Origin of the sequence: Pseudomonas sp. NPDC079367, from assembly GCF_044542195.1 — a bacterium.
In the GTDB taxonomy this organism is placed as follows: Bacteria; Pseudomonadota; Gammaproteobacteria; order Pseudomonadales; family Pseudomonadaceae; genus Aquipseudomonas.
Genome location: NZ_JBITTW010000004.1, coordinates 1 through 21,375, shown reverse-complemented (window position 1 = coordinate 21,375; position 21,375 = coordinate 1). Strand labels below are relative to the sequence as shown.

Annotated in this window: 14 protein-coding genes, 3 rRNA genes and 1 pseudogene; 11 read left to right on the top strand and 7 right to left on the bottom strand. The window is 58.7% G+C overall.

Annotated elements, in window-relative coordinates; all coding sequences use genetic code 11:
* Window positions 1-43 precede the first annotated feature (43 nt).
* A complete protein-coding gene (locus ACIGDJ_RS07390; RefSeq protein WP_016772279.1) occupies window positions 44-382 on the top strand; it encodes a hypothetical protein in 339 nt (112 codons plus the stop codon).
* A gap of 140 nt (window positions 383-522) precedes the next feature.
* On the opposite strand, the gene lapD is transcribed toward ACIGDJ_RS07390, so the two are convergent.
* Together lapD and lapG are read right to left on the bottom strand one after the other, a co-directional pair.
* Window positions 523-2,469, bottom strand: a complete 1,947-nt coding sequence (gene lapD, locus ACIGDJ_RS07385) for a cyclic di-GMP receptor LapD (RefSeq protein ID WP_397478598.1) — start codon at window positions 2,467-2,469, stop codon at window positions 523-525.
* A gap of 14 nt (window positions 2,470-2,483) precedes the next feature.
* Window positions 2,484-3,176: a cysteine protease LapG gene (gene lapG / locus ACIGDJ_RS07380; RefSeq protein ID WP_101158980.1), complete on the bottom strand. Its 693-nt coding sequence runs from the start codon at window positions 3,174-3,176 to the stop codon at window positions 2,484-2,486.
* Window positions 3,177-3,372: 196 nt separating this feature from the next.
* On the opposite strand from lapG, the gene ACIGDJ_RS07375 reads away from it, so the two are divergent.
* From ACIGDJ_RS07375 to ACIGDJ_RS07355, 5 genes are all read left to right on the top strand, one after another.
* Complete coding sequence (locus ACIGDJ_RS07375; RefSeq protein ID WP_101158982.1) at window positions 3,373-4,083, top strand: GntR family transcriptional regulator; 711 nt, start codon at window positions 3,373-3,375, stop codon at window positions 4,081-4,083.
* A 675-nt stretch (window positions 4,084-4,758) separates the two neighbouring features.
* Window positions 4,759-5,532 carry a DUF3050 domain-containing protein gene (locus ACIGDJ_RS07370; RefSeq protein WP_397478599.1) on the top strand — a complete coding sequence of 258 codons (774 nt, stop codon included), beginning with the start codon at window positions 4,759-4,761 and terminating at the stop codon, window positions 5,530-5,532.
* Entirely contained in the window at window positions 5,529-6,458 is a 930-nt protein-coding gene (locus ACIGDJ_RS07365; protein ID WP_101158985.1) for a diiron oxygenase, read from the top strand. Before ACIGDJ_RS07370 ends, ACIGDJ_RS07365 begins: the two co-directional genes overlap by 4 nt.
* Before the next feature lie 10 nt (window positions 6,459-6,468).
* Window positions 6,469-9,861, top strand: a complete 3,393-nt coding sequence (locus ACIGDJ_RS07360; RefSeq protein ID WP_397478600.1) for an amino acid adenylation domain-containing protein — start codon at window positions 6,469-6,471, stop codon at window positions 9,859-9,861.
* A 22-nt stretch (window positions 9,862-9,883) separates the two neighbouring features.
* Window positions 9,884-10,351, top strand: a complete 468-nt coding sequence (locus ACIGDJ_RS07355; protein ID WP_101158989.1) for an SRPBCC family protein — start codon at window positions 9,884-9,886, stop codon at window positions 10,349-10,351.
* Window positions 10,352-10,477: 126 nt separating this feature from the next.
* Here the strand turns inward: ACIGDJ_RS07355 and ACIGDJ_RS07350 are convergent, their stop codons facing one another.
* Both ACIGDJ_RS07350 and ACIGDJ_RS07345 read right to left on the bottom strand, forming a co-directional pair.
* Entirely contained in the window at window positions 10,478-11,263 is a 786-nt protein-coding gene (locus ACIGDJ_RS07350) for a methyl-accepting chemotaxis protein (RefSeq protein WP_397478606.1), read from the bottom strand.
* A 69-nt stretch (window positions 11,264-11,332) separates the two neighbouring features.
* Window positions 11,333-12,358, bottom strand: a pseudogene (locus ACIGDJ_RS07345) (cache domain-containing protein); the annotation flags it as partial.
* Here ACIGDJ_RS07345 and ACIGDJ_RS07340 point away from each other — a divergent pair.
* The 5 genes from ACIGDJ_RS07340 (at window position 12,338) to ACIGDJ_RS07320 (ending at window position 18,014) form a co-directional block, all read left to right on the top strand.
* A complete protein-coding gene (locus tag ACIGDJ_RS07340; RefSeq protein ID WP_157830888.1) occupies window positions 12,338-12,517 on the top strand; it encodes a hypothetical protein in 180 nt (59 codons plus the stop codon). The pseudogene ACIGDJ_RS07345 and the gene ACIGDJ_RS07340 overlap by 21 nt on opposite strands.
* A 150-nt stretch (window positions 12,518-12,667) precedes the next feature.
* On the top strand, window positions 12,668-13,168 hold the full coding sequence (locus ACIGDJ_RS07335; protein WP_101158991.1) for a sigma-70 family RNA polymerase sigma factor: 501 nt from the start codon (window positions 12,668-12,670) through the stop codon (window positions 13,166-13,168).
* Window positions 13,168-14,169 carry a FecR domain-containing protein gene (locus tag ACIGDJ_RS07330; protein WP_397478601.1) on the top strand — a complete coding sequence of 334 codons (1,002 nt, stop codon included), beginning with the start codon at window positions 13,168-13,170 and terminating at the stop codon, window positions 14,167-14,169. Before ACIGDJ_RS07335 ends, ACIGDJ_RS07330 begins: the two co-directional genes overlap by 1 nt.
* Before the next feature lie 86 nt (window positions 14,170-14,255).
* The gene (locus tag ACIGDJ_RS07325; protein ID WP_397478602.1) at window positions 14,256-16,760 is read left to right on the top strand and encodes a TonB-dependent siderophore receptor; all 2,505 of its coding nucleotides are present in this window, start codon (window positions 14,256-14,258) and stop codon (window positions 16,758-16,760) included.
* Window positions 16,761-16,835: 75 nt separating this feature from the next.
* Window positions 16,836-18,014 (top strand): PepSY domain-containing protein, encoded by a 1,179-nt coding sequence (locus ACIGDJ_RS07320; protein ID WP_101158997.1) that lies wholly within the window; start codon window positions 16,836-16,838, stop codon window positions 18,012-18,014.
* A 66-nt stretch (window positions 18,015-18,080) separates the two neighbouring features.
* Here the strand turns inward: ACIGDJ_RS07320 and rrf (ACIGDJ_RS07315) are convergent.
* From rrf (ACIGDJ_RS07315) to ACIGDJ_RS07305, 3 genes are all read right to left on the bottom strand, one after another.
* Window positions 18,081-18,196: ribosomal RNA gene (rrf, locus tag ACIGDJ_RS07315) — 5S ribosomal RNA — on the bottom strand.
* Between the two features lie 105 nt (window positions 18,197-18,301).
* A 5S ribosomal RNA gene (gene rrf, locus ACIGDJ_RS07310) occupies window positions 18,302-18,417 on the bottom strand.
* Between the two features lie 153 nt (window positions 18,418-18,570).
* Window positions 18,571-21,375: ribosomal RNA gene (locus ACIGDJ_RS07305) — 23S ribosomal RNA — on the bottom strand; the annotation flags it as partial.

Here is a 21,375-nt window from a genome sequence, read left to right as displayed (position 1 = left end):
TGCTGCTGACAGCATGACGCTGTTCATTTGTGAGGGATGCTCAATGTTTTACGTGCAACGCGATGCGCAGGGCCAGTTGATTCGCGTGGAAGCTGCGGCGTACGCCGAGGCTACGGAAACGCTGCCCGCCGACAACCATGAAATTCAGGCGTGGTACGCCAACGAAGCCGTGGAAAACAGCCTCAAACAGCTCAAGCAGAGCGACTTTGAAATGATTCGGGTACTCGACGACCTGATTCAGGTGTTGACCCAGAAAGGCGTGATCCGCGTCACCGACCTGCCGGCGGCGGCCCAGGCCAAACTGATGGACCGAACCCAGGCGCGGGAAGCGCTGGGCGGGTTGAGCCAGTTGATCGATGAGGATGAGGGTGGGTTGATCTGATTTCGCTGCAGTGATCGTTCCCACGCTCCGCGTGGAAATGCATCAAGGGACGCTATGCGTTCCAGCCACACCGCTCAAACATCGTTGTGACGCAGAGCGTCACGGGCTGCATTCCCACGCAGAGCGTGGGAACGATCAGGTCAGGCCCAGGGCTTCGGCTCACCGAGCAACTGTCCCTGCACGCCATACAAGCCCATCTCGCGAATCACCGACAACTCCCCTTCAGTCTCGACCCGTTCGGCAATCAGCGGCAGATCGATGCTGTGCGCTGCGCGCTGGATCGCTTCGATGAACAGGCGCTTGTCGCTTTCCTGATCGATCGCGCGGATGTAGCTGCCATCGATCTTCAAGTACGCCAGACCCAACCGCGCCAGGTTGCCGATCATGCTGAAGCGCCCGCCGAAGCGCTGCAGGCTCAGCGAGAAACCGAGCTCGCGCAGGCGTCGGGTCAACTGCTCCAGCACCGCCTGTTCAGGCAATTGCTCCTCGCCGATTTCCAGGGTCAGACGCGCGCCGAGGTTGGAATGCGCGCGCAGAATCTCGAAGACTTTGTTCAGCGCCGGCGGGTCGGCCAGCGTCGCCGAGGACAGGTTCAGCGCCAGCGAATCCTCGTGCTCCTTCATTTGCTCAAGCACGCGTTCGAGCATCAGCCGATCGAGCCGCGCGGTCCAGCCGAAGCGCTCCAGCCACGGCAGAAAGCGCCCGGCGGGAATGGTCTGGCCCTGCTCGTCGAGCAAGCGCGACAGCACCTTGTAATGCAACACCAGCTGCGTGTCTTGCGCAGCGACTACCGGCTGGAAGTACAACTCGAAACGCTGCTGACTCAAGGCCTGGTCCAGCAATCGATGCCAGGCGTGGTGATCGTCGCCGACCTCCGCCACCAGACTCTGATCGATGCACGCCCAGTTTTGCTCGCCCTGCCCTTCAGCCTGAGCCAAAGCCTGATCGCCCAACGTCAACACCGCTTGCGGCGAGTCACCGTGCGCAAACGGCGCCAGCCCGATACACGCCACCGCCGGCACATCGGTCGCGCCAGTGGCATGCAGGCTGCTCAACGCATTGTCCAGATTCTGCGCCAACTGCAACGCTTCTTCACGCACCAGCCCGGGTGCGAGTACGGCGAATTCACCGCCGCGAATACGCGTGACCAGATCCTGGGTTTGTGGATATCGGGCGCATTCGCGGGTCAGTTGCTCACCGACGGCCTTGAGCAACTGGTCGGTACGCTGGCCGCCGAGACGCTGGTTGAGGCCGGCCAGATCCTTGACCCGCAACAGCAACAGATAACCGGAACTGGCCTGCTCCGGATTGCTTACCCGGTCATTCAGTTGCATCTCGAAATAGCGGCGGTTGGCCAAGCCGGTGAGGTTGTCCTGATAGGATTCGGTGCGCAGTTTTTCGCTGCGCTCGGCCTGCTCCTGAAACAGCGTCTTGAGCTTCTCGACCATCTGATTCATTGCCTGCACCACGCGACGCAATTCAGGCGTGCGTGGCAGATCCGGCAGGCTGAGAAACTCGCGGCGGGCAATCGCATGGGACTGCTGGACCATGTAATCGAGAGGCTTCAACTGCCGACGCAGCAACAGCGCGCCGAGCACCGCGCTCAATGCGCCGCAGATCAGCAACCAGCCAAGGCTGCCCAGCGCGCTCTGCCACAGCTTGGACACGGCGAACATCGGGTGGCTGACCACTTCGACCCGCGCGGCCTGTTCCCAGCCTCGGCTGACCAGCGCATCACCACCGGCCGGCTCGAGGCCGATCAGTTTGACGAACCAGTCGGGCACGTTGCTCACCGCCGGGGCGCCGGTACGCTCGACGATGGTTTGATCGGTCTTCACGTCGACCACGCGGATGCTTGCGTAATAACCGCTGTCGAAAATCGAACTGACCAGCAGCTCGACCATCGCCGGGTCGTCGATATTCGGCGTCAGCGACAAGGCCAGCGCGGTGGCGGCGTCCTGCGCGTGGGAACGCAACTGGTTGACGTACTGGGTGCGCGAGCTCTCCAGGCTGACCATGAAGCTGCCGGTGAAGGCCACGACCAGGAACAGACAGATAGCGATCAACAGCTGTTTGAACAAAGACATCTGAGCGCGTGCTCCTAGTTAGTCGTCTCGACCGGGAAACCTTCGGCCTGCATTTTCTTCAGCACATCCTGCCAGCGCGACAGGCGTTTGGTGTCGCCGACCTTCTTGTTGCCCTTGGCGCCCGGCAAATACAGACCTTCGGCATTGAAAGAGTAGACCGGCAGCAAATCGGTCCGCTGCGACGCCGGCTGGATCGGATCAATCAGGCTGTCGAGCACCAGCGGCATGGCATCGGGGGTCGCATAGTACGTCAACACCATGTGCGCGCGGTTCTGGCGCAATGCCTTGACGTAGGTGATGCGCAGCTTGTCACTGGAAACTCCGAGGTGGCGCAGGCTGAAATACTTGGCGATGGCATAGTCTTCGCAGTCGCCAGCGCCCTTCCACAGCGCCTCGATCGGGGTTTCCCAATAATCCACTTCGCGCCACAGATCGATGTCTTCGACATAGCGCACCTGCTTGTTGAAGAACAGATTCACAACTTTGAGCTTGTCCATCTCACTCGCCTGCTTTTGCGTGGCCAGCAGATTCTGCCAGGCATCGATGCGCTGCTGCCCGGCGCCCAGTGGGCCGTAAAGGGCAGATGCCTTGCGGCTGATCGCGGAAAAATCCCAATCGGCGTGCAGACCGCCCAGCATGACGCCGGCCAGCAGCAATGCGCAGCCAAGCCAGCGCAAGGTCCGAGGGATCGCGAAACGTACCGCCACAGCAGGTTTCCAGAAGGACAAGAAGGAAGCGTTTGATGGTGAAGCTTAGTCCGTTAAAAAACAATGGCACCGTGAGATCATCGAAGACGCGCTAGACTCAGCATTGCAGCGCCACGCTCTGCCAGGTTTGACAACCCGTAGACCAATCACTAGTGTCATTTGGATCCAAATATTGCGACCTGCAGAGTGTGTCGTCGTGACTCAGAAGCCCAAACCGCTGCACAGCATCAAAGTCGAAGGACCGATTCCTGCGCATCTGGCCCGGTCGGTGATTGAAGAAACCCTGCGCTCGGCCATTCTCGATGGACGCCTGCCTTGCGGTACTGCGCTGCGCCAGCAGGATCTGGCCGATCTGTTCGGGGTCAGCCGCATGCCGGTGCGTGAAGCCTTGCGCCAGCTCGAAGCGCAGGAGCTGCTCAGCGTCACCACGCACAAAGGCGCCGTGGTCGCACCGCTGATCCAGGGTGATGCCGCCGAAACCTACGAGTTGCGCATTCTGCTCGAATCCGAGGCATTGCGGCAGTCGATTCCGTTGCTGACCGACGCCGAGCATCAACTCGCCGCCAGCTATATCGACGAGCTGGAAGCGCAGCACGATTACAACGAAATCGGCCGCCTCAACCGTCTGTTCCACATGGCCCTGTACAGCAAGGCGCCCAACCAGCGACTGCTGCGTCTGGTCGAAGACGGCCTGAATGAAGAAGAACGCTTCCTGCGTTTCAATCTCGAAGCCATGGGCCTGGGCAAGCTGTCTCAGGACGACCATCGCGCCATGCATCAGGCCGTGGCCGAACGGGACATCCCGCGTTCAATCGAACTGCTGGAGCAACACCTCAACCGTGGCGTCGAGGTGATCACCCGCTACCTCGCGACTTCCGCTGCGCAGAAGCGCCATACCGCACGCTGATATCTCAAAGTTCGAATAATCCCCTTACAAATCTTCGCGCCCGCTCTGCCGCCCGCTCTGGCAGCGGATCGGCCTGCGCGCGACTGCCCGCCTCGCCCTGCCCCACGCATTGTTCCCCTATGTCAATGACCAATCGGTAATAGCCGTAACGGCAATTTACCCGCACTCTTCCAGCGCCAAACCCTATAGAACGGAGACACGCCGCCCTGACGGCAAAGTCCCCGCAACAGGAACCTACGGAAGGAGCCTTGTCACGGGAAACAGGAAGTCATGGCGCCGGTCCCGGCCAACTTTCGCCCCCTTTGAATTCAATCAATCCCCTTGTTTAAAAGTTGCTTCGAGTGAGGCATTCACTCTCCCCTTCAATTTTGGCCCCTATTAGCCGAAAGGAGCAACTTCGCCCAAATAAAACTTGCCAAAAAAGTTTTATCGGTAACTTTCATATCTATAAAACAGCCAACTTTTAATAACTGAAAAATAACTTGTTAATTGCATTTGCCCTGTATTAGCTTTCTCTCGCCAGGTTTGAGATTCGTTGTCCAGCCCGGCACACCTCACGCAGCAAACATGGCGCCGCAACAGCGCATTGTCCGGACAACTTCTGCCGAACTTGCTCGACCGTTTGCAGCAGCGGAAAGAACCGTGCATTTCATATCAATGATAAAGGACATCATGATGCCTATTAAGCAGCAACTCGCCCTGAAGAAAGCCGAACTGAGTATTCACCCGATCTTTTCCGAGATTACTTCGTTATCGGTATTACGCCGTTTCATGGAAACCCATGTATTTGCCGTCTGGGACTTCATGTCGCTGACCAAACGCCTGCAACAGGAACTGACCTGCACGCGGTTACCCTGGTTGCCGCCGCGCGATCCTCATGCGGCGCGGTTGATCAACGAGATCGTGCTGGGCGAGGAATCGGATGATCGCCTCGATGTCGGCCATTACAGCCACTTCGAGTTGTACCTGGATGCGATGCGCGAAATCGGCGCGAGCACCACGGCGGTGGAGCGTTTCGTCACGTTGCAGCAGGAAGGCGTGAGTTATGACGTGGCGTTGCAAAGCGTCGATGTCGACCCGGCGGCGGCGCAGTTTGTCCGCGATACCCTGCGCATTGCCCTCGAGGCGCCGGGACACAGCGTCGCCGCCGCGTTTCTGCACGGTCGCGAAAGCGTTATCCCGACCATGTTCCAGCGCATCCTTGACGATTGGGGCATCGGCATCGAACAGGCACCGACCTTTCGCTACTACCTGCAACGGCACATCGAAGTCGATTCCGAAGACCACGGCCCCGCCGCCGAGCAATTGCTGCAACGGCTGGTGGACGGCGATCCGCAGCGCGAAGCTGAAGTCTATGCCAGCGCCATCGCCGCCGTGGAAAGCCGCATCGCCCTGTGGAACGGGCTGCGCCTGAGCATGGGCGCAGAAGTTGCCGAGGTGGCCCAATGAACGCCGCCGACTATCAATCCTTCGCCGAGGCCTGGGAAAGCCGCGCGACCATCCGTACCCGTCCCCGGCGGTTGCTCGAAGACGATCAGCGACTGATCTACCCGCTGAGCCGCCAGCCGCTGGTGCTCAGCGAAACCTTCCAGCGTGAATGCCCGCAGCAACGTGACTTCGCCCTGGTGCAGACGTTGTACAAATTCATCAACGATGTAGTGATATTCGAAACCGAAATCGTCGACAAGACCGCCCGCAGCATTGCCAAGAATCGCTTCGCCGTGGCCTTCCCGTTCGCCTGTCGCTACGACGCGATGACGGTCGTGGTCGATGAGGATTACCACGCGCTGGTGGCCATGGATTTCATGCAGCAAACCGTCGCGCTGACCGGTATCGAACCGATCCCGTTGCCCGACGAAATCGAACTGAGCCGGGCGATTCCCGCCGCTGTTGCGCTGGCGCCGGCACACCTGCGCAGCGCGGTGGAATTGATCTGCGTGGCGATCGCCGAAAACACCGTGACCGGCGACGTTGCAGCGTTCGCTCGCGATGACTCGGTCAAGCCGTCGATCAAAGGCCTGATGGCCGACCACTTGCTCGACGAGGGTCGCCATTCCAGTTTCTGGGCGCGGATGGTGCGCATCTATTGGCACACCGCCAACGACGCGGATCGCCAGACCATTGCGCAGATTCTGCCGGTGTTCATCGGCCATTACCTGACCAACGACATCCAGAAGTCCTTCGATTTGCGCCTGATCGAGGCTCTGCCGGTCAGCGAAACCACGCGGCGCTCACTGCGCGAGGAGATCGCTGGATTGGCCTTCCCGATCAATCGCCATCACCCGCTGGTGGGCAACATCGTCAGGTTTTTCCACAACAGCGCGCTGCTCGACACACCGTGCGTGCAGCACGCCTTGCGCGACTACCTGGCTTGAGGAGGCCGACATGAGACGTCTCGACATTTTGCTCACCGGCGCCAGCCAGGCGATGACCGACCTGGCCGGGGAACTCGAACAACACGGCCATGCAGTGTCCCGCAGCGGTGCGACACGAGCGGCGATGGATCTGATCATCGACGATGGTTTTATCGCTGCCGGCGACCTCTGCGCCATTCCACACTTGCACCTGCGCCTGGGTGTCGCCGCGCAGGACCATGGCGGCCTGCCGACCCTCGATCTGTTGTGCTTCCTTGGCTCGTCGCTGATCAGCCGCACACCGATCGGCGATGAGCCGTCCGGCAACGGCCAGTCCTTACGCCAGCGAACGCTCGCCCATGTGGTCGACGAAGTGGCGTTGCTGGTCAGCCGCTTTTCCCGCGATGGCGACTATTTGCGCCATGCCCCGGCACTGATCGCGCCGGATTTCGAACGGCTGGAAGATTTGCTGTTTGTCGACAAGCTGGCTTACGTCCACCGCCTCAACGACACGGCGAACCCGGCGCTGCTGCAACAAGCGCAGACCCCGTTGATCGAGCGCCTGCAACAGAGCCTGACCGAGCATGCCGCACGACCGGCACTGCACCTCGGCGGGCAGTCCGTCAGCTACCGCCAGCTGCACGCCCACAGCCGCGCGATTCAGCAGCGACTGCTGCCCTTGCTTGAGCAACATCCGCAGCCGTGGGTGATCGGTGTCTGCCAGAGCAAAAGCCCGGCGCTGTTCGCTTCGATTCTGGCGATTCTCGGCAGCGGCGCGGTGTACTTGCCGCTGGAGCCGAGTCATCCGCTGCAACGGCAGCAATTCATCCTGGAAAACGCCGGCGCTGTTGTGCTGCTCCACGATGGCCAGCAGGCGCTCGGCGAATCGATAGCGGGACTGGATGTCAGTTGCATTGCGGCCACGGACACCGCCCTCGATCAACCGCTGATGCTGCACCGCTCGGAACTCGACGCGCCGTGCATGGCGCTTTACACCTCGGGCACCACCGGGCATCCGAAAGGCGTGCTGCTGAGCCAGGCCAACCTCGCCCACTTCACCGCGTGGTACGCCGACTACGTGCAGTTGCGCGCCGAGAGTCGGGTGTTGCAGTTCTCGTCGCTGAGCTTCGATTCATCGCTGATCGACATCTTCCCCAGTCTGCTCGCCGGCGCTGAACTGGTGGTGCCCGACGACACCCAGCGCCGCGATCCTTTGCAATTGGTTGCGCTGATTCGCCGTCGGCAACTGACCCACGCCTTCCTGCCGCCGGCGCTGTTGAGCATCCTGCCGCTGGAGCAACTGGAGTGCGTGCAGGTGATGACCGGCGGTGATGTCTGCGAGCCGTTCGTCATCGAGCAACTGACCCGTCAAGGCACCCTGCACAACCTCTACGGCCCGACCGAAGCCACCGTGCTGATCACCGCGCGCCAGCTCAAACCGGGCGACAGCAACCGCATGCTGGGAGGGCCGATCGCCAATAGTCAGGTGCTGATTCTCGACGATGATCTGCAACCGGTGCCCGATCAAACCGTCGGCGAATTATTCATCGTGGGACCCGGTGTCTGCCTCGGTTACCTGAACAATCGGCAGCTGACCGCCGAGCGTTATCTGACCCTGTCGCTGCCCGACGGCGAGACCTTGCGCGCCTACCGCAGCGGCGACATGGCCAGGTGGGGCGAGCACGGTATCGAATTGTGCGGGCGGCGCGACAATCAGGTGAAAATCCGTGGCTTTCGCGTCGAGCCGGAAGAGATCGAACGCTGCCTGCGTGAGAGCCGCTTGTATCGGCAGATCGCCGTGGTCATCGACAGCCAGCGGCGCATTCTGGCGTTCCTCGCCCAGCCACAGACCGAGACTGCCCGAGACGAACTGAGAGACCACGCCCGGCAGTTTCTGCCGGACTACATGCAACCCGTGGCATGGACCGAACTGGCGCAGATGCCGTTCGCCAGCAACGGCAAAATCGATCGCAAGGCGCTGTTGACACTGCCGGTGACGGTGCAGGACAGCGCTGCGAAATGCCTGCCGGCGAACGCCGACGAAGCACTGCTGCTGGAGATCTGGGCCGAGTTGCTGGATCTGCCGACCAATGAAATTTCCACCGACGAAAGCTTCTTCAATCTCGGCGGCCATTCGATTCTGCTGTCGCGGATGTTGCTGCGCTTGCGTGAGGAATTCGGCCGGAGCATTTCGATCAACCGCTTCATCGAACAGCCGACGATCAGCAAACTGGCGACGCTGGTGCGCGGCACCGATGACAGCGCCGTGCTCAGCGCCCAGGCCATGGTCGACGCCGAGCGCGCGCTGGACATCGAAGCGCTGCCGATCAGCCGCATGGGTGATGTGCACAAGATCATCGTCACCGGTGCCAACAGTTTTGTCGGCGTGCACATCGTCCAGGCGCTGCTCGGTTGGGGCGCCAGCGAGGTGGCCTGCCTGGTGCGCGCCGGCGGCGGGCAAACGGCGGCGCAACGCTTCGCTCAGGCATTGCGTGAAAACCGTCTGGAGCACCTGGATTTCAGCCGGGTGCGAGTCTACGCGGCGGACATCAGTCAACCGCAACTGGGCCTCACTGATGACGATTATCAGCGCCTGGATCGCGAGTTCGGCGCGCTGGTGCACAACGCCGCCAACGTCAACCACGTACTCGATTACGAGTCGCTGGCAGCGGACAACGTCGAGCCGATCTTTGCACTGCTCAAACTGTGCGAAGGGCAACGCAAGAAGGTCTTCAACTTCGTCTCGACTCTATCGGCATCCAGCACCGTGGACGCCGCCGGTCGAGTGCTTGAGCTGCCCGCCGCCACGACGCCGCCGATCTACATTCGCAACGGCTACAACCTGTCGAAGTGGGTCGGCGAACGCCTCCTCGAACGGGCGCGCGAGCGCGGTGTGCGGGTCAATCTGTATCGCCCCGGCAACATAAGTTTCAACAGCCTCAGCGGCGTTTGTCAGCCGCACAAAAACCGTTTGATGCTGATGCTCAAAGGCTCGATCCAGCTCGGTCAGGTGCCAGCCTTTGCGCTGAATTTCGACCTGATGCCGGTGGACTTTCTCGCCCGCTTCATCGCCTTCCATGCCAGCCGTTATTCGCCGGAACGAGCGGTGTTCAACCTGCACAACCCCGAGCCGCTGAGCTGGGATGCCTACGTCGCTTCGTTCCGCGAAACCGGTAGCGAGTTTTCGCTGGTCAGCGTTGCCCACTGGCAACAGCAACTGAATCGGGTCGACGCTGACAACGCGCTGTTCGGCGTGCTCGGTTTCTACCTCAACGGCTTTGAAGAAGACATCGGCGACATCTCCCTGATCGGCCACGCCAACGCTGCGGCCGGCGTGCAGCAGATGGGCGCGCACTACCCGCAAAAATCCCCGGCGCTGCTACGTCGCGGCTGCGACTACCTGAAAGAAATCAACTTCCTCTGACTCATCAACAAGGAGCCACACCATGAGCAATCTGCAACCCGACACCTTGATCAAAAATCCGCAAGGCTGCCACGTTCTGTCGTCGGTCGACGTGCCGGCGGATGCGGCAAAAGTCTGGGCCGTAGTGGGCGATTTCGCCGGTTTCGATCGCTTCATTCCGGCGCTGTCGCACACCGAAATGACCGGCGAAGGCGTGTCCTCGCTGCGCAAGAAAATCTTCAAGGACGGCAACGTCGTGGTCGAGCAGCTCAACGCCCGCGATGAACAGGCGCGACGCATGACCTGGACGACGATTTACAACACGTTGGGGGTGGCGAACCTGTGGGCGGCGATGCAGGTGGAATCGCTGAGTGAAGGGAAATCCCGGGCGACCTGGACGATCATCGCTGAACCCGTTACGGGCGGGGAAGGGGCGTTGCCGGGGTTCAAGGATTTTGTGCAGGGGTTTGCCGATGATGCGATGGGCAATGTGCTGAAGCTGTTTGTCTAAGGCTTCGGCTTTGCGGTGATTGTCAGACCGCTTTCGCGAGCAGGCTCGCTCCCACAGGGAAATGCATTCCAACTGTGGGAGCGAGCCTGCTCGCGAAGAACGATAACGCGGTCTCCAATCTGAAAATCAGATTTTGAAGCTGTCGACCAACTGCTTCAACCGGTTCGCCTGCTGCGACAACGCGTCACAATCCTTCAACGTTTCGTTGAGGTTGGCCACGCTCTGCTGGTTCAACAGGTTGATCTGGTTGACGTCGACATTGAGGGTTTCCACCACCGCAGTCTGCTCTTCAGTCGCAGCGGCAACCGACTGGTTCATGCCATCGATTTCGCCAATGCGCCGGGTCACGCTGACCAGACGCAAACCGGCCTGATTCGCCACTTCCACACTTTGCTCGCTGGACGCCTGGCTGGCGTTCATCGTGCTGACTGCTTCACGCGAACCGACCTGCAGCGAGGTGATCATCTTGTGGATTTCCTCCGCCGATTCCTGGGTGCGATGGGCGAGGTTGCGTACCTCATCGGCGACCACAGCAAAACCGCGTCCGGCTTCACCGGCACGCGCGGCCTCGATGGCAGCGTTGAGCGCCAGCAAGTTGGTCTGCTGCGAGATGCCTTTGATCACATCGAGAATGTGGCCGATATTGTCGGTGCTGGCGTTCAAGGTCTCGATTTGCGTGCACGACAGGCTGATCTTCTGCGACAGCTCGGTCATCGCCTGAATGGTTTGCTCAACCACCTGCCGACCGTCGTCTGCCTGCTCGGAAGCACCGCTGGCATGCTGCGAAGCGTCCGCCGCGTTGCGCGCGATCTCCTGAGTGGCGGCGCCCAATTCGTTGATCGCTGCAGCGACACTGTTGGTGCGCGCACTTTGCTCGTCGGAACCGATGATCGAAGCGTTGGATGAAGCCATCACACGTTGTGACAAGTCATGCACGTGGCGGGTCGCCGAAGACACTTCGGAAATCGAAGCGTGAATGCGCTCGACAAACTGGTTGAACGCACTGCCCAACTCACCGAATTCATCTTTGCTCTCGACTTCCAGACGCCGGGTCAGATCGCCCTCGCCCTGAGCGATGTCTTTCATCGCGCGACCCATGGTGGTCAGCGGACGCATCAACACATTGATCAACAGGCTAAGCAGCAACGCAATAGCCGAGACCGCGACGAACATGGCGATCAGCGCCGAAGTGCGGAATTGGCTCAGTGCGGCGTAGGCCTTGTCGCGATCGATCGACAGACCGATGTACCACTGCGCATTCGGCAGATCGCTGACCGGCGTGAACGAAAGAATGCGCTCCTGGCCGTTGAGCACGACGTTCTGGTTGCCCTTCTCAATGCGCACGCTGGTGTTCGGGTAAATGTCCTTGAGGTTTTTCATCACCTGGTCTTTGTCCGGGCTGACGATCACTTGGCCGTCACCGCTGACCAGAAACGCATGGCCGAGGCCACCGAAGTCCACCGAGTTGATGATCTTTACCAGGGTTTCCAGACTCAGGTCGCCGCCGACCACACCGAGCAGTTCACCGTCCTTCTTCACCGGCATGGCGATGGTCACCACCAGGCCACCGACCGCCGCCATGTACGGCGGCGTCAGCATGGTTTTGTCGGCGGCCACTGCCTGTTTGTACCAAGGGCGCTGACGCGGATCGTAACCGTCCGGCATCTTGGCATCGGGGCGCTGGGTGAAGACACCGTTGGCCTGCCCGACGTAGGTGAACTGAAAATTCGACGTGAACGCCGGCTGATCCACCAGCCCGGGGAAATCGGCGTTCCTGCCTTGATGGGCAACGTTTTGCGCGAGGTTTTCCAGCACCAGAATCCGCCCGCTCATCCAGTTCTGCACACTGCTGGCGGTGAGGTCACCGGCCTGCTGCACGGAGGACTGCAGGTTCTGGCGAATGGTGTTTCGCTGCAAATAGTCGTTGTAGAGCGTGAACAACGCGAACGCCAGGACGACGACGCCCGAAGCGGCCAGGAGAATTTTATGGCTGAACTTGAGATTCATTTCAGAGGACTTCTTATGCCAAAAGTGGGGATGCGTTCCGATGCAACATTCCATGTACAGCGCAGGCAGCGTTCTTCTGGCCGCTCTACTTTGGTGCACGCATTTCTCACCAGTCTGTCGGCCAGCGGCGGAGAAATCTTAGGGCCGCGTAAGAAATGAACGCGTTTCGTAGAGGATTCCCGCCGAACGGCGTGCCAGAGCGGCTGCGACCAAATATTTCCTACCTGCACCGGAGCGACAGTTGCAAAATCGGTGACCCTTGATGACAATGCGACTAATTATCATTTGTGACGTTCGGGCTGGCGTGTCATGTCTTCACCTGAGTTGGTCGTACAGGCGCTTTACGGTAGTCACCACGGCTGGCTCAACGCCTGGCTGCGCGCAAGGCTGGGCAACGCGGCGGATGCTGCTGATCTGGCGCAGGACACTTTCCTGCGGCTGCTGCAACGCACCGAACGCCTCGAACTGAAAGCGCCCCGCGCTTTCCTGCGGACCATCGCGCGCGGCCTGGTGATCGATCATTGGCGCCGCGAGGAAATCGCGCGGGCTTATCTGGAAACGATTGCGCATTTACCCGAAGGCGAAGTTCCTGACGCCGAATCGCGAGCGTTGGTGCTGGAACTGCTGGAGAGCATCGCGCGCATGCTTGAGGGATTGAAGCCGAAAGTGCGTCAGGCGTTTCTCTTGGCGCAGTGCGAAGGGTTAACGCACAAACAGATCGCCGATCAACTGGCCATATCAGTACGCTCCGTGGAACGCTACGTCGCCGATGCGCTGTATCACTGTTACGTGTTGCGGTACGAAAGCTGATGCCTGTGGATAACCTAACGCTCGGTCGCCGTGTCGAACCACGACAACAAGTGGTCAGGCAAGCGATTCACTGGCTGCTGCGGCTGCGCAACAATCACGGCAACCCCCGGCTTACTCACCAATGCGAGCAGTGGCGCGCCGAGCACCACGAGCACGAACTGGCTTGGCAGCGGGTGCAGTCGCTGCAAGCCGAATTGAGCAGTAACCTGCGCGCCGTGCCGGGTGCGCAGGTCGCTTTCAACACCCTGGAAAACAGTGCACAGCGATTGCACCGTCGCCAAGCCATAAAGCTGCTGTCCGGCGCACTGTTGATAGGGTCCGCCGCGTGGCTGGCCAAGGACTCGGCTGCCTGGCAGCAATGGAGCGCCGACTACGCGACGGCGACCGGCGAACGGCGCGGTTTCCAGTTGCCCGACGGCACGCGGATCGAACTCAACACCGCCAGCGCCGTTGACCTGCATTACACCGCGCAGCAGCGCCTGATCAAACTGACTCGCGGCGAGATCATCGTTACCTGCGGCGGCTCGGACGAAGGCGCGGCGACCGATCGACCACTGCGCGTTCAGAATAGTCACGGGATTTATGAGCCATTCGATGCGCGTTTCATTCTGCGCCAGGACGATCAGTGCACGCGGCTCAGCGTCACGCGTGGCCGGGTTGTCGTTCACGCTGGCGGTCATTCGCTCGAAGCGCTCGCCGGGCAGAGTGTCCTCGTTGATCCAACGGGCTTGCGCGCAGCGCCGACGCTAGATATGGATGCCGGCGCCTGGCTCGACGGCTTGATTGTCACGCGCAATATGCGGCTGGGCGACTTTCTTGTCGAAGTCGCCCGCTATCGCCCGGGTTTGCTCAATTGTGCGGCGAATATCGCAGACTTGCGCCTCTCCGGAGTGTTCCGTCTGGAGGACACCGACAGGCTGCTGGCGGTCCTGCCGCAGACGCTACCGGTGCAACTGCGCTATCGCACTCGCTGGTGGGTGACGCTCGAGCGCGCGGTGTGAAATTTTTTGGCGGGTTTTTCCAGGCAGTCCGGCTTAGTCGGTAAGCACTTCAACTCAGCCTTCGCGACTGCCTACGGAAAACCACAATGACTGTCCGCGCCATTTGTAAGAATCCTCTGAATTTCACTGCCGAATCGGCACCGCTACGCCAAGCAGTTCGGGCAGCACTGCTGTCCACCGCGTTGGGCGTCAGCGTATTACCAAACCTGAGTCTGGCCGCCAGCACTGCCGACACTGAGATCAGCCACCGCTACAACATCGCGGCCGGGCCATTAGCTGAGGCATTAAATCAGTTTGCCCGGCAGGCCGGCATCACTTTGGCGATGACGCCGCAACAGACACAAGGTCAGCAATCGCCGGGCGTACAAGGTGAATATTCAACCGATCAGGCCTTGAGCCATTTGCTCGGGGGCTCCGGACTGCAAGCCGTCAGCCAGGACGGCAGCAGTTACATCCTGCGTCCAGTTGCCGAAAGCGAAGCACTGGCCTTGCCGACCACTGACATCAAAGGCTTCGCCCTCGGCAACGCGCTGGGCAGCATGGCCGGCTACAACGCCACGCACAGCCAGATCGCCACCAAGACCAGTACCGCCCTGCTGGAAACTTCGCAAAGCGTATCCGTGGTGACGCGCGAACAAATGGATGACCAGGGCTCGCAAACCGTCTCGCAAGCGATGCGCTACACCCCGGGCGTGCTGACCAACCCGTATGGCGCCACGCACCGTTACGACTACGTGGCGATGCGCGGTTTCAACGACGGTTCGGTGGACAACATCTACCTCGACGGCCTCAAGTCGATGGGTGACAGCGGCACCTACAGCACGATGCAGGTCGATCCGTATTTCCTCGAACGCGTGGACATTCTCAAAGGCCCGTCATCCGTGCTTTACGGTCGCAGCTCGCCCGGCGGTCTGGTCGCGCTGACCAGCAAAAAGCCGTTGTACGAGGCTTACCATCAGGTACAGGCCACAGTGGGCACACAAGGCCAGCGTGGGGTTGGTTTTGACTTCAGCGGCCCGGTCGATGACGACAAGCGTATTGCCTATCGTCTGACCGGATTGAGCGATCAGTCCGACACGCAGTTCGACCACAACAAGGAAAAACGCTTCGCCCTCGCGCCGACGTTGAGCATCGATTTCAGTGAAGATACCTCGCTGACCCTGCAGGCCTATCTGCAACACGAGCCGGACGGCGGCTACCACGGCGGTGTTCCGGCGGACGGCACGATCCATCAGCGCAATGGCGACCGCATCTCGCCGCGATTCTTCGAGGGCGAGCCGGGGGTCGACGGCTACTCCCGTGACCAGCAATCGTTCGGCTATCAGTTCGAACATCGCTTCAACGACGTCTTCACGGCACGGCAGAACTTCCGTTATCTCGATTCCAAAGTGAACATGGATCAGGTCTACGCCTATGGCTGGACCACCCCGACCAGCAATGAACTGAACCGTTATTACACCGGCGGTGATGAGCGCCTGCATGCGTTCATCGTCGACAACATGCTGCAGGCCGAATTCTTCACCGGCGCGACCAAGCACACAGTCCTGATGGGCGCGGATTATCAACGGCGCAAAACCGTGGTCGACTGGACCAGCGGTGGCCTCGCGCCGATTAATGCGTTCAATCCGGTGTACGGCAACTCGGCGATCGAGATGTACGGCGAGACCAGCTATCTGCGTCGTCTGCAGCAGACCGGCGTGTACCTGCAAGACCTGATCGAGATGGACAAATGGCGCTTCTCGCTGGGCCTGCGTCAGGATTGGGTCGAGACATCCGACGAAAACCGCATCGCCGAAGCCGGGCGTCCTGTCGGTACAGAGATCAATGATCGACGCACCAAACTCACTGGGCGCGCCGGCGCGCTGTACTTGTTCGATAACGGTCTGGCGCCGTATATCAGCTACTCCGAGTCATTCAACCCGAACTCTTATGCCGACAGCGCCGGTAACCCACTCGCTCCCACCGATGGCACGCAGTGGGAAGTTGGTTTGAAGTATCAGCCGCCGGGGACCGACAACCTGTTCACCGCCTCGCTGTTCCGTATCGACCAGGAGAATCTCGCGACCAAACTGCCGCAGGAGAACTTCTATCGCGCGGTCGGCGCCGTGCGCTCGCAAGGTCTGGAGCTGGAAGCGCACATGCAACTGACCGACAACTTCAAAGTGCTCGGCAGTTGCACCTTCACTGATATCGAATACTCCAAATCGATGATCAGCACCTTGAGCACGCCGGCCGATGTAATCGAGAACAAAGGCAACTCACCGACTCAGGCGCCTCGACACATGGCCTCACTGTGGGCCGATTACAAGTTCGACACTGCTGCACTCGATGGGCTGCGATTGGGCGGTGGGGTGCGCTATGTCGGCTACAGCTGGGCCGATGCCGAGAACACGATGAAGGTGCCGTCTTACACGTTGTTCGACGCCTCGATTGGTTATGACTTGGGCAAGGTTGGCTTGAAAGGTGTGGATATACGGCTCAATGCAAACAACCTGACCAATGAATCCTATGTCGCGTCCTGCGCCAGTCTGAACTTCTGCTACATGGGCGAAGAACGCAACGTAGCGGCGACCGTCAGCTATCAGTTCTAAAGCCATGTCCTGTGCATAAAAAAGCCAGCCCCTGGTGTCAGGGGCTGGCTTTGTCGTTTCTTTGGGGTCTTTTGTATGCGCGCATTTCTGGTTTTGTTGCATCGCTATATTGGCTTGGCCACTGCGGTGTTTCTGTTGCTGGCGGGCCTTACAGGCAGTGTGCTGGCGTTCAATCACGAACTGGATGAATGGCTGAATCCGCAATTCTACGAGGCGACATCAGTGGGTGAGCGCCTGCCACCCGGTGCGTTAGTGGATGCGGTGCAGTCTGCACATCCGAAACTGCAAGTCTGGTACATGGAGTATCCGCATGAGACGGGGCATACGGCGCTGCTGGCGACCGTTCCGCGTAACGATCCAGCGACGGGGCAACCGTTCGATGAACGCAATCAAGTGTTCTATCTGGACCCGGTGAGTGCGGAGCAGAAAGGCGCTCGTTACTGGGGCGAGTGCTGTTTTCAACGGGAGAACTTCATCCCGTTCATTCTGGAGTTTCACTACAACCTGGCGTTGCCCGGTAACTGGGGATTGCTGTTGATGGGCCTGGTGGCCATCGCGTGGGTGATCGACTGCTTTGTCGCGTTGTGGCTGACCTTGCCGCGCGGCAATCCATTCTGGAAGAAATGGGCTGTTGCGTGGAAAGTGAAAGGCGGGCATGCGTACCGCTTGAACTACGACCTGCATCGCGCCGGTGGATTGTGGCTGTGGCTACTGCTATTACCGATCGCTGTCAGCAGCGTGGCAATGAACTTGCCGAGCCAGGTGTTCAAACCTGCTGTATCGCTGTTTTCGCCTATCGAGCCAAGCGTTTATGAAGCCAGAGGGCGAATGCCCGCCGATGAACTGGGGACGACACAGTTAAGTTATCAACAGGCGTACGAGAGGGCATTGCAGGAAGGGAAACGGTTAGGTCTGACGGCGGCAATCGGCGAGTTGTATTACAGCTTCGAGTACAACTTCTACGGCGCAGGGTTTGGACAGCACGATACGGACGCACATGGCAAATCCTGGTTGTTCTTTCACGGTACCGATGGCCGATTATTGGGACAGGAGATCGCGGGACAGGGCACGCTCGGAGAGCAGTTCTATCGACTCCAGTTGCCGATACATGGGGGACGGATCATCGGGGTGACAGGGCAGGTAATGATCGCGGTACTGGGTGTGTTGATTGCGGGGTTATCAGGGACGGGAGTTTATATCTGGTGGCGCAAGTGGCGGGCAAGACGCAGCAGCAAGAGTCGCAGAACGGCCTGATCTTTCGTACACGCTTAAATGACAAAACCCCTGTCTGCGTGAGCAGACAGGGGTTTCGGAATTCAATCTTGACGATGACCTACTCTCACATGGGGAAACCCCACACTACCATCGGCGATACATCGTTTCACTGCTGAGTTCGGGATGGGATCAGGTGGTTCCAATGTTCTATGGTCGTCAAGAAATTCTTTATCTGGCCCGTCAACACGGTAACATGCCAGCAAAAACAGGAACTTCTACTAAAACAAAACCCCAACTGCTTTCGCAATTGGGGTTTCGGAATTTAATCTTGACGATGACCTACTCTCACATGGGGAAACCCCACACTACCATCGGCGATGCATCGTTTCACTGCTGAGTTCGGGATGGGATCAGGTGGTTCCAACGCTCTATGGTCGTCAAGAAATTCGGGTACTGACTCGTGACCAGATGGCCTCGCTTCAGCAAATCGGGTATGTGACAGCTAGGTGTTTGTGCGGTTCGAACTTTCGGTTCGTTTCGTCTTCACACACCGCAATCTGGCCTCTCTCGAGTTCGCAAATTGCTTGGGTGTTATATGGTCAAGCCTCACGGGCAATTAGTATTGGTTAGCTCAACGCCTCACAGCGCTTACACACCCAACCTATCAACGTCGTAGTCTTCGACGGCCCTTCAGGGAACTCAAGGTTCCAGTGAGATCTCATCTTGAGGCAAGTTTCCCGCTTAGATGCTTTCAGCGGTTATCTTTCCCGAACATAGCTACCCGGCAATGCCACTGGCGTGACAACCGGAACACCAGAGGTTCGTCCACTCCGGTCCTCTCGTACTAGGAGCAGCCCCTCTCAAATCTCAAACGTCCACGGCAGATAGGGACCGAACTGTCTCACGACGTTCTAAACCCAGCTCGCGTACCACTTTAAATGGCGAACAGCCATACCCTTGGGACCGGCTTCAGCCCCAGGATGTGATGAGCCGACATCGAGGTGCCAAACACCGCCGTCGATATGAACTCTTGGGCGGTATCAGCCTGTTATCCCCGGAGTACCTTTTATCCGTTGAGCGATGGCCCTTCCATACAGAACCACCGGATCACTAAGACCTACTTTCGTACCTGCTCGACGTGTCTGTCTCGCAGTCAAGCGCGCTTTTGCCTTTATACTCTACGACCGATTTCCGACCGGTCTGAGCGCACCTTCGTACTCCTCCGTTACTCTTTAGGAGGAGACCGCCCCAGTCAAACTACCCACCATACACTGTCCTCGATCCGGATAACGGACCTGAGTTAGAACCTCAAAGTTGCCAGGGTGGTATTTCAAGGATGGCTCCACGCGAACTGGCGTCCACGCTTCAAAGCCTCCCACCTATCCTACACAAGCAAATTCAAAGTCCAGTGCAAAGCTATAGTAAAGGTTCACGGGGTCTTTCCGTCTAGCCGCGGATACACTGCATCTTCACAGCGATTTCAATTTCACTGAGTCTCGGGTGGAGACAGCGCCGCCATCGTTACGCCATTCGTGCAGGTCGGAACTTACCCGACAAGGAATTTCGCTACCTTAGGACCGTTATAGTTACGGCCGCCGTTTACCGGGGCTTCGATCAAGAGCTTCGCGTTAGCTAACCCCATCAATTAACCTTCCGGCACCGGGCAGGCGTCACACCCTATACGTCCACTTTCGTGTTTGCAGAGTGCTGTGTTTTTAATAAACAGTCGCAGCGGCCTGGTATCTTCGACCGGCATGAGCTTACGGAGCAAGTCCTTCACCCTCACCGGCGCACCTTCTCCCGAAGTTACGGTGCCATTTTGCCTAGTTCCTTCACCCGAGTTCTCTCAAGCGCCTTGGTATTCTCTACCCAACCACCTGTGTCGGTTTGGGGTACGGTTCCTGGTTACCTGAAGCTTAGAAGCTTTTCTTGGAAGCATGGCATCAACCACTTCGTCACCCAAAGGGTAACTCGTCATCAGCTCTCGGCCTTAAGATCCCGGATTTACCTAAGATCTCAGCCTACCACCTTAAACTTGGACAACCAACGCCAAGCTGGCCTAGCCTTCTCCGTCCCTCCATCGCAATAACCAGAAGTACAGGAATATTAACCTGTTTTCCATCGACTACGCTTTTCAGCCTCGCCTTAGGGACCGACTAACCCTGCGTCGATTAACGTTGCGCAGGAAACCTTGGTCTTTCGGCGTGGGTGTTTTTCACACCCATTGTCGTTACTCATGTCAGCATTCGCACTTCTGATACCTCCAGCAAGCTTCTCAACTCACCTTCACAGGCTTACAGAACGCTCCTCTACCGCATCATCCGAAGATGATACCCGTAGCTTCGGTGTATGGTTTGAGCCCCGTTACATCTTCCGCGCAGGCCGACTCGACTAGTGAGCTATTACGCTTTCTTTAAAGGGTGGCTGCTTCTAAGCCAACCTCCTAGCTGTCTAAGCCTTCCCACATCGTTTCCCACTTAACCATAACTTTGGGACCTTAGCTGACGGTCTGGGTTGTTTCCCTTTTCACGACGGACGTTAGCACCCGCCGTGTGTCTCCCATGCTCGGCACTTGTAGGTATTCGGAGTTTGCATCGGTTTGGTAAGTCGGGATGACCCCCTAGCCGAAACAGTGCTCTACCCCCTACAGTGATACATGAGGCGCTACCTAAATAGCTTTCGAGGAGAACCAGCTATCTCCGAGCTTGATTAGCCTTTCACTCCGATCCACAGGTCATCCGCTAACTTTTCAACGGTAGTCGGTTCGGTCCTCCAGTCAGTGTTACCTAACCTTCAACCTGCCCATGGATAGATCGCCCGGTTTCGGGTCTATTCCCAGCGACTAGACGCCCTATTAAGACTCGCTTTCGCTACGCCTCCCCTATTCGGTTAAGCTCGCCACTGAAAATAAGTCGCTGACCCATTATACAAAAGGTACGCAGTCACAGAACAAAGTCTGCTCCCACTGCTTGTACGCATACGGTTTCAGGATCTATTTCACTCCCCTCTCCGGGGTTCTTTTCGCCTTTCCCTCACGGTACTAGTTCACTATCGGTCAGTCAGTAGTATTTAGCCTTGGAGGATGGTCCCCCCATATTCAGACAAAGTTTCTCGTGCTCCGTCCTACTCGATTTCATGACCAAGAGATTTTCGCGTACAGGGCTATCACCCACTATGGCCGCACTTTCCAGAGCGTTCCGCTAATCTCAAAGCCACTTAAGGGCTAGTCCCCGTTCGCTCGCCACTACTAAGGGAATCTCGGTTGATTTCTTTTCCTCAGGGTACTTAGATGTTTCAGTTCCCCTGGTTCGCCTCTTGCACCTATGTATTCAGTACAAGATAACCATCTTATGATGGCTGGGTTCCCCCATTCAGACTGCTCCGGATCAATGTCGGTTTG